This is a genomic window from Verrucomicrobiia bacterium, assembly GCA_035946615.1.
In the GTDB taxonomy this organism is placed as follows: domain Bacteria; phylum Verrucomicrobiota; class Verrucomicrobiia; order Limisphaerales; family UBA8199; genus DASYZB01.
In genome coordinates this window covers 67,153-76,420 of record DASYZB010000012.1, presented here as the reverse complement: position 1 = coordinate 76,420, position 9,268 = coordinate 67,153, and the positions used below count along the sequence as shown (strand labels likewise).

The following is a 9,268-nucleotide window of genomic DNA, read 5'->3' as shown; positions in this document are numbered from 1 at the left end:
CCGAAGGTATTTTAAAGTCACCCAGAGGACCGCTCCTGTGAGTTGGAAAGCTCTTGAAAGCAGCAAAACCGCGCAACACTGCGGAAAACTAAGGTCTGAACCTCCAATAACCTCCCATAAATTAGCGCCAAAATGTCAGTTTTAATAAATCACAGTGAACCGAATGAGTGAAAGCAGCGTCCGAGTTTCGATGAAATTTGCTGCGCGGCTGTTGATTGGCGCGTGGGCCCTTGGCGCGGTCTCGTGCGTTTCGAGAAGAGAACCACCTCTCCCTGAAGCCTCTCCCAACGCCAGTGTCGCGAGGTCCGGCGCTGAATGGCCAGGGCAGAAGCCCGACGGCTCGCTGCTGCTGCCCAATCAATGGTCGCTGCACCCGGCAGGGAAACAGGTTGAGCTGGGAGACTTGCCGATCAACATCGCCACCCATCCAACCGGCCAGTTCGCCGCAGTCCTGCACTCCGGTTACAGCCAGCATGAAATCATCATTGTCGATATTCCTGCCGCCAAGGTCGTCTCCCGAACCAAACTGCATGAGGCCTTTTACGGAATTGAGTTTTCCCGTGATGGGCGCGATCTCTTCTGCAGTGGAGCGGGCGATGAGGTCGTTCATCAATTCGATTTTCATGAGGGACTTTTATCCAATTCGCGCCTCATCAGGCTCCACCCACGCAAGGACCGCGGGGTGCCAGCCGGTTTGGCCCTGGACAGGGGCGCGCGCGAATTGTTTGTGGCGAATGTTTGGGGTAACCGCATCACGCGGGTCGATTTGGCACATCAAGATCACATTTCGGATTTCCTGTTATCCAGCGCCCCGGCGCCCGGACCGGTGCTGCAGGTGCCCTCCCGTGATTTTGATACCGCAGCGGCCCAGAAACGGGCCGAGGCTGCGTTGGCGCGCGTCAGCGCCGAAGATACCTTTCCTTATGCCTGCAGGCTGGACGAAAAGCGGCGGCGCCTCTACGTGAGTCTTTGGGCGCAAGCGGCAATTGCTGTGCTTGATTTGCCCTCCGGGCGAGTGATGGCGCGCTGGCCCGCCCAGGAACATCCGTGTGAGATGGCCCTCACACGCAATGGCCAGCGCTTATTCGTTGCCAACGCCAGCCGCAATACGGTCACCGTCTTCGATACAACCTCGGGCAAGGCAATCGAAACGATCTGGGCGTCTCTCTACCCTCGTTCACTGCCCGGTTCGACGCCCAACAGCCTGGCCCTTTCGCCGGACGAGCGGACACTGTTCGTGGCTAATGCGGACAACAACTTAGTAGCGGTGTTTGATGTCAGCACGCCGGGCAAGAGCCGCTCCCTTGGATTCATCCCGGTGGGCTGGTATCCGACCTCGGTGCGAGTAACGCCCGATGGAAAGCATCTCCTGGTTGCCAATGGCAAAGGCATCACATCACTGGCTAACCCGCTGGGGCCGCAGCCCGGTGTCGCCTCCCCAACCAATCGCGTCGTGCAGTATATCGGGGACCTCTTTCGCGGCACGTTGAGCATTATCGATTTGCCGCCGCGAAAGACTTTCGAGCCCCAACTGGCCGCCTATACGGCACAGGCATACCGATGCAGTCCGTTGCGACGGGACGCCGGCGTCTGGGCCCTTCGCCCGGCAGGCAACCCAATTCCTGCCAAACCGGGCGAAAAGAGTCCTATCAAGTACTGCCTTTATGTCATCAAAGAAAACCGAACCTACGACCAGGTGCTGGGCGATATGCCCGAGGGCAACGGCGACCCCAACCTATGCCTGTTCCCGCAGCGGGTCACGCCGAACCTGCACAAATTGGCGCGCGAGTTTGTGCTCCTGGACAATTTCTACGTCGATAGCGAGGTCAGCGCCGACGGCCACGAGTGGAGCATGGGGGCGTATGCGACGGATTTTGTGGAAAAGATGTGGCCCCTCGATTATGGCCATAATAGGTCCGGCAAATTCCCTTACCCAAGCGAAGGCCATTTCCCCATCGCGTTTCCGGCGGGAGGTTATCTGTGGGACCGCGCCCGAGAGGCCGGCGTGAGTTATCGCAGCTACGGCGAGTTCATTGACAATGCAAGCACTCCGGACCGGCCAAGCCACACGCGCGTGGCGGCTCTGCAAGGCCACTTCGACCCCTGGTATCGCGGCTTCGATTTGGATTATCCTGATGCGAAACGGGCGGACCGGTTCATTGCAGACCTCAAACAGTTCGAGGCTGAGGGGGACATGCCGCGTCTGCAAATTCTACGCCTGCCCAACGACCACACCTTCGGCAGCACGGCGGGCAAGCGCACCCCAACGGCCCTTGTAGCCGACAACGACCTGGCCCTGGGGCGGGTAATCGAGGCAGTGAGCAACTCGAAGTTCTGGCCAGAAATGGCTGTGTTCGTTGTCGAGGATGACGCCCAGGACGGCCCGGACCATGTGGATGCGCACCGGACCACGGCCTTTGTGCTCAGCCCTTACTGCAAACATCGCGCGGTGGATTCGACCCTTTACTCAACCAGCAGCATGCTGCGGACTATGGAACTTATCCTCGGCCTGAGGCCCATGTCCCAGTTCGATGCCGCCGCGCGCCCTATGTTTAACGCCTTTCAACCCACGGCCAATCTGACCGCCTACACGGCGCTGCCCGCTAATGTGGACCTGGAAGAGAAGAATCAGAAGCGCGCCTGGGGCTCGGGCCTAAAGCTGAACTTTGCCCGCGAAGACGCAGTTGATGATTCATTGCTCACCGAGATGGTGTGGCGTTCCGTCCGCGGGGCCAGCAGCGCCGTCCCTGCGCCCGTGCGGGCAGGGTTTGTCTTTTCGCATCCCAAGGAGAAGGATGGTGATTAAAGCTTGGCTTAAACCCGCATATTTCGCAGCCCAGCGGCGGAGATCTCATTGACACCGGGGCTTTAGCCCGGTGGCGCGCGGCCCGGAGAGGATTCGAGCCGTTTCAACGGCTTCTCGCCCCGGGCGGTAAACTGTTGAAACAGTTCAAACGCATAAAGCGAGTCCGTTCACCGGGCTAAAGACCCGATGTTAATGAGACGCGAAATCGAGTATGAAATGGCCAGGGTCAGGCGCCAAACAGGTCCATGATGGGTTTGCCGACGCCATCCCGCGTAACGTAGAAGGGGCGCTTCTCGATTTCGTAGGCGAGCCGTGGAGAGATGCCTACGGCGTGATAGATCGTGGCGTGCAGGTCTTCGATGACCACCCGCTTATCGAGTGTTTTGCACGGGCGTTCGCCCGCAGTGCTGCCATGAACGTAACCGCGTTTGACGCCCCCGCCGAACAGCAGCACACAACCGGCATCGGTGAAATGGCGGTGCATCCCGTAAAACTTCAGGTCATTGATTTTATCCGGCACATCCACCTGGTCTTTGACCCGTTTGTCGGGTTTGCCTTCGATGAGGGCGTCGCGGCTGAACTCGCTTGCCAGCACAATGAGCGTGCGATTCAACAGACCGCGCTCTTCGAGGTCCAACACCAGTTGGGCCACCGGCGCATCGATCTGTTTTTTCATCGCCGCAGCCCGGGTATGGCCGTTTTCGTGCGTATCCCAATTCAGGAACGGGATATACTCGGTGGTGACCTCGATGTAGCGCGCGCCCACCTCGGCCAGGCGGCGCGCCAGAAGGCAGCCAAGCCCAAATCGCCCAATCATCTGCTCTTCATATTTGGCGGCGAAGCGGTCTTCACTGGCGTTAAAGCGCTCGCCCGGCTGGTAACCGGGGACGTACTTGCGGATTTGCTGGATGGGTTCGCGCGTTAAATCGAATGCAGCGGCGGCGGGCGAACTCAGCAGACGATAGGCCTTGTCCATCGAGCGCAGAAGCGATTGGCGCTGATAATCGCTCCCGTGCTGCCCGATGGGCCCGGCGTCCAGCAGTTTCTTAAACAGCTTCTCCCGGTTTTGGAATCGGCTGACGCTCATGCCGCCCGGCGGGCGCACCGCCTCGGCGGCTTCGTCCGGAAACGGTATGTTGAACGGTCCATATTCGCTGCCTAAAAAGCCGGCGGTGGTGAACGCCTTGAGTTCTTCACTCTCACCGACATCCAGGCGCTGGCCGATGTTGACGAACGCAGGCACCACCGGGTTGAGCGGCCCGAGCGTGCGGGCGATGACGGCCCCGATATGCGGCGCGGCGACCGTTTGCGGCGGCGCATAACCGGTGTGCCACTGATATTGATGGCGGGAGTGAAGGATGAAACCAAGGTCGCCTGCAGTGTAAGAACGGATGAGCGTCGCGCGATCCGCGATTGCGGCGACGCGTTCGAGGCCCTGCGAAAACTCGATGTTATCGACGGCGGTCCGGACGCTGGGAAAAGTGCTCAGAAAATCCTTGGGCGAGATGCCTGGCTCAAAGGGCGTATATTTTTTTTGATCGAAGGTTTCCGTATGGGCCATGCCGCCGGCCATCCAGAGCACAATCACGGTATCGGCTGTCGGTTTCGGTTTGGGTTCGAGCGGTTCAGCCGCCAGGGCCTGGCGCGGATAACCCGCAGCCAGGGCCGAGAGCATGGCGCTTGATGCAGTTTTTAGAAAATCGCGCCGGGTCCAGTCGCGTAAAGGGTGCATTGCGTTCATTTCAATAAATGAGTTGAAACTCAGGTTGCATGGTCATGGCCCAGAGCAGGTCCTCGACCCCTTGCGGTTGTGGTGGCGTTCCCAAAACGCCCACCGCCAACTCCTGCTCAGCCGAGGTAGGGCTTCGGCCAAAGGCGCGCCTGTAAAGCAATTCAACCAGGTCTGAGGCTGGTTGCGGGGAATCAACCGTGTGCCACGCGGCTGCTGCCAGAATACCGGCCAGCGTTCGGCCATTCGTCAGTTCCAGGGCCTGCAATGTCGTGGCGTCTGCCGTCCGGGTCGTCACTACCTGGTCGCGAGAAGGTCTGCCCAGAGCCAGCGTCAGCGGGTCGGCAGCCACAAGGCTGCTGCGCACCTCCTCTGTCGCAACGGGGAACTCAGGCTTTTTATACCAGACGGCTGTAATCTCGCCCAGCGCATCGCGGAACTCCTCGGCGGTGAGCCGCCGCACCGCTGGTCCCCTAAAGACGTAATCCTTTGGGCTGGTCTCGCCGAGGTCCACGGCGGGCAGTTGGTAGGCCTCCGAGGTGAGGATGACCTGGATGGTGCGCTTTAAGTCGTAGTGATGGGCGACCAAGTCCTCCGCCAGCCAGTCCAACAGGTCCTGGTCCCAGGCCCGTTGCTCCATGTCATCGACTGGTTCGATCAGGCCGCGCCCAAAGAACCGGGCCCAAAGGCGATTGACTATGGTTCGCGACAGGCGGCCATCTTTGGGGCTGGTGATGAGCGCCGCAAGGCGCTTCAACCGCGCTGGTTTATCGGCTTTGGGGTCTATCTCGCCCAGCTCGGGATAGATAAATCGGGCGGTGGCCATCTGTCCCGTGGGTTTATCGCATCGGAACATCTCGAGCGGGCGGTCGCTATAGACGCACGCCAGCCCATAAGAATCCGAGAGCCTCCAGTCATTAATGAAACTGTCGTGGCAGGAGGCGCACTTGAGATTCACGCCCATGAAGACTTGCGCAATGTTCTGCGCGGCCTGGAGCGGCGGGGATTGGCTGGCATTGACGACCCCGCGCCAGACAATGCCTTTGGTGAAGCCTTCACTGGCGTGGGTTGGATTTATCAACTGGGCCACAAATTTATCGTAAGACAGGTTTGTGGACAAAACAGCAAAGAGCCACCGGGTAATCGGCTCACGGCCCCCGTCGATGAAACCGGCGCCGCGATAATCATTGCGAAGAAGATCGTTCCAGAACGAAAGCCAATGCTCCGCGTAGAGCTGGTCATAGCTCAGCAAACGCCGAACCAACTCGGCCCGGAGCTGCGGGTCCTCGTCTGTGATGGCTTCGCCCGACCCATCCTCCGGCGGCAACAAGCCGATGGTATCGAGATAAACTCGCCGGGCAAAAAGCCGGTCATTCACGTGCGCCGGTGGATTAAAACCGGTCTTTGCAAAATAACGCCTGAGGATTTGATCGATAGGGTTGACACTTGATTCCGCAGAGACAGCGATGCTCGGCGAGCGTGGAGTAAGATTCAACGGAGGCGGTTTTGCGAATGTGATTCCTGCGTCCCAATGCAGGCCCTGGTCAATCCATGCGCGCAAGAGCCCAATCTGTTCCAAGGTCAGCCGCGAGCCTTTCCTGGGCATGATGCGCTCCGGGTCCATTCCGGCGACAAGGTTTACCAACAGGCTTTCACCGCTTTTGCCCACCACCACGGCGGGTCCCGAATCACCTCCCTTGAGCAGCGACTCGCGAGTGTCAATTTGAAGCCCGCCCCGGGTGCGCCCGCGCCCGTGGCATTTCACACAAGAAGCGTCGAAAATCGGCTGGATGTCCTTGCTGAACGACACCAGCCGCGGGCTGACAGCGGGGAGCGCTTGGGCCTGAGCGCGCGACACGGGCGCCAGCGCGATTGGGCAAAACACCAGCACGACCAGAAAGCCGAGCGCGCCACGGATAGGTTTCATTGAGCAAGCCCAATGTAGCGCCTCTAATCCGCAGCGCAAGCAATGCTGAAGAGATTACGGGTGGCGCAGCCGGAAAAACTCGGTTGGAATTGCCGGGTCTGCGATAGGGAAACTCATTTGCGAGTTGGTTCGAGAGGCCGGCACGTCACCCCAGCCGGCGGGATTGCTCAGACCGAGTGTGTTGGTTTGCAGGACCCAACCGGTATAACTCGGCGGCCAGGCAACAGTGAGTTTGGACGCCCACACCAAAGCTGCGATGTTCGTGGCGCTGAACGGCACGGGCGTGGCACTTACCTCGGCTGAGGGGAGGCTCTCGCCGATTTGGTTGGTGGCAGTGAGGATGTAGTAATAGGTGGCGCCGTTGACGAGGCCCGAATCGGTGAAGCTGGCGCCCGCGATTTTATTTGCGAGCGGTGCGTAGGGCCCGCCGCTGGTGTTCGCGCGCTGAATGTTATAGCCGGTTGCCAGGGCCACTCCCTGCCACAACAGCAGCACCTGCTGGTTTGCGGCGACGGCCAAGAACGCTGCCGGCGCCACCGGGGCTGAAGTGGCCACCGGGTAAGCTGGATTGTTGGTCGCGTTCAACCACCAAAGTGCGCTGGTGACGGCGCGCGGATAATGAGGGCCGCCCGCGAAACGGTTGCCTCCGGTCCCATCGGTGGCATCGACCCAGCCTTGATAAGGCCCAGCCTGAATCTGGATGGTGGCATGGACCTGGTCCACCGTGCAGTTCACAGAGTCGTTGGTGATGCCCAGAACGGTTTCGGCCGCGTACTGGCAAATAAAAATCTTGCTTTGCCAGGTAATGAGGTTGGCGCTGGTCATCACCCAGCCCCCGGAGGGAACACCCAGACATCTGCCGGCAACCAGGACGGCCACCAGATGATTTGAAAGTGCCTGGAGCATGGACGCATAAGGGCCTCCGGTCCGGTCGATGGCATTGGTCAGGCCCATTGCCGCCGGATAGGCCAGACCCTCGATCATCGGTGTAATCGCGGCGGTGTCACTGCCATCCAAAAGCGCGGGAATGTAACCTAAGGTGGCATGGTAGCTATTCCAGCGGTTGACGATGGTTTGTGCCGCAACAGCCGCCATACTCTCACAGGTCGCCGCATCAGCCGTGTCGCCGATTCCTGCGAACATTGCGTTCAAGGCCAGGTAACTGGCCCAGTTTCTCACCGCCAGCCTCCCACTGAAAGCCGGTCTCTGGAGCGAGGCATCCAGGTTGTCGTAGGTGGTGATCTCCCCCGAATTGACGTTCTTGGTGATGCCATCACAGGCGGCAGAGTTGGTATTGTCTCTCAAAAGCATCGAGTCCAGGCACGTCCGCAGCAGGGCCGCATTATTAGTGAGCCACGGGTTATCCGCCGTGTTTCTCCAGTACAGCCCAGCGGATAGAATCCAGGCCTGCAGTTCTTCCTGTCCCATGCAGGCCCCGTAGGCTGGGCCTGTGCCGGAAGTGGGCCAGAGGCCCATGTCGTGATAAAAGGAGAAGCCGTGGCTCGACACCTGCATTCCGGAAGTTGAACTGTAAAGCGGGGTGTCGAAGCTGTAGCCGGTGCCAGGGAGCGCGCCCGAAAAGGCATCCAGCACGTTGCGTAATGCCCACGGCTGCATATAGGCATCGTAAAAAGCATGGTCCACCGTCAGGTCGAAGGTATTGATATAGTTGAACCACCCTTCCATTTCCCACCAATGCGCGCCGCCTTGGGGATCGATCAAACAGGCCGAGTCGGCCATGTAAGAATGCAGGGCGTGGCAGGCAAGGAACTGGCGATAGGGGTTCAGCCCGGCGCGGCTCATGACCGTAGCCAGTTGCTGGCAGCGCATCTGGGCGTCGCCAAACCCGGCAAAAGCGGAGTCGATGACACTGTCGATCGAGGAATAGAGGGAGGTATAATAATAGGAACTCGATGTGCGGGAATCCACCACGGCGCTGCGATAGTAAGCGATGACCACCATGAGCGAACGGGTCTGGCCGGCAGGGACGGTGAGGTGGAAAGCGCCGCCGTTGGTCATGCCATCGAGCGCCGAGGCGAGCCGGGCGCCGCTCCACACATCGCAACTCCCGGTTTGCACCGCCAGCGCGGCCTCTCCCAGGGCGAAACCCTGATAGGACCCCTGGGCAAAAGCACTTTGGGTCACAGGCACCGGCAGGCCAAAGTAGAACTCTTCGGAGGTGCTGTTGGTATTTTGGATGGTGAAGACCAGCCAGGTTGCCGGCAGGAAGTAACGCTTCTTATCGCTCAGGGTTGCTGTGCTGAGGTCGGCCATCGCCCATGCTGGCGTATAATGCGTGAAGGCCAGTCCGGCGCCATTGACGGTGTATTCGTCGGTGCATGGGGTGAGGCTCCGTTGGATGCTGGCGTCGGGGAAAAAGCGCGCATTTGTAGAAATGCTCGAGGCCGGCGTGACAAAGGGCAGTACTTGCAATCCGGAGCTGCCCGACAGCCCCATGAGCACCCCGCCGCCGCCAGTGGTCCAGTACGGGTAAACGCCGGAGGAGGTGCCCACGCCGCACGGCTCGCCTTTGTAGCCGTAAGCAATAGTTGAGCAGGCCCCCATCGGCGCATGGTCCACGTTGACGAACACCAACTCATTCGAGGAGAGCAGGGTGTAGGCGGGCAGGGAAGGCATGCCCAACCACAAGGCCAGCGGGACCAACCGCCAAAAACCCGAAGGCCCAAGCCAGGGTAAAGAAGGGCGAAACAATTTCATGGACGGCTAATCAGGAGCCTGCCGCCGGCGAGCAAGATTTGTCTTTACATTTTTTGCCAAAGAATGGGTGTTTTTTGCATTGAGTACG

4 protein-coding genes are annotated in these 9,268 nt (G+C 59.8%); 1 reads left to right on the top strand and 3 read right to left on the bottom strand.

Annotation, left to right across the window (positions count from 1 at the left end; translation table 11 throughout):
• Positions 1-190: 190 nt before the first annotated feature.
• Positions 191-2,806, top strand: coding sequence for a beta-propeller fold lactonase family protein (locus VG146_02295; protein HEV2391174.1), 2,616 nt, complete (start codon positions 191-193; stop codon positions 2,804-2,806).
• A 226-nt stretch (positions 2,807-3,032) separates the two neighbouring features.
• Here VG146_02295 and VG146_02290 read toward each other — a convergent pair whose 3' ends face one another.
• Genes VG146_02290 through VG146_02280 form a run of 3 tightly spaced genes read right to left on the bottom strand, consistent with a single transcriptional unit; the run spans position 3,033 to position 9,180 of the window.
• On the bottom strand, positions 3,033-4,538 hold the full coding sequence (locus VG146_02290) for a DUF1501 domain-containing protein (protein ID HEV2391173.1): 1,506 nt from the start codon (positions 4,536-4,538) through the stop codon (positions 3,033-3,035).
• A gap of 10 nt (positions 4,539-4,548) precedes the next feature.
• Positions 4,549-6,462: a DUF1553 domain-containing protein gene (locus tag VG146_02285; GenBank protein ID HEV2391172.1), complete on the bottom strand. Its 1,914-nt coding sequence runs from the start codon at positions 6,460-6,462 to the stop codon at positions 4,549-4,551.
• Between the two features lie 54 nt (positions 6,463-6,516).
• Positions 6,517-9,180, bottom strand: a complete 2,664-nt coding sequence (locus VG146_02280; GenBank protein ID HEV2391171.1) for a glycoside hydrolase family 52 protein — start codon at positions 9,178-9,180, stop codon at positions 6,517-6,519.
• Positions 9,181-9,268: the final 88 nt, after the last annotated feature.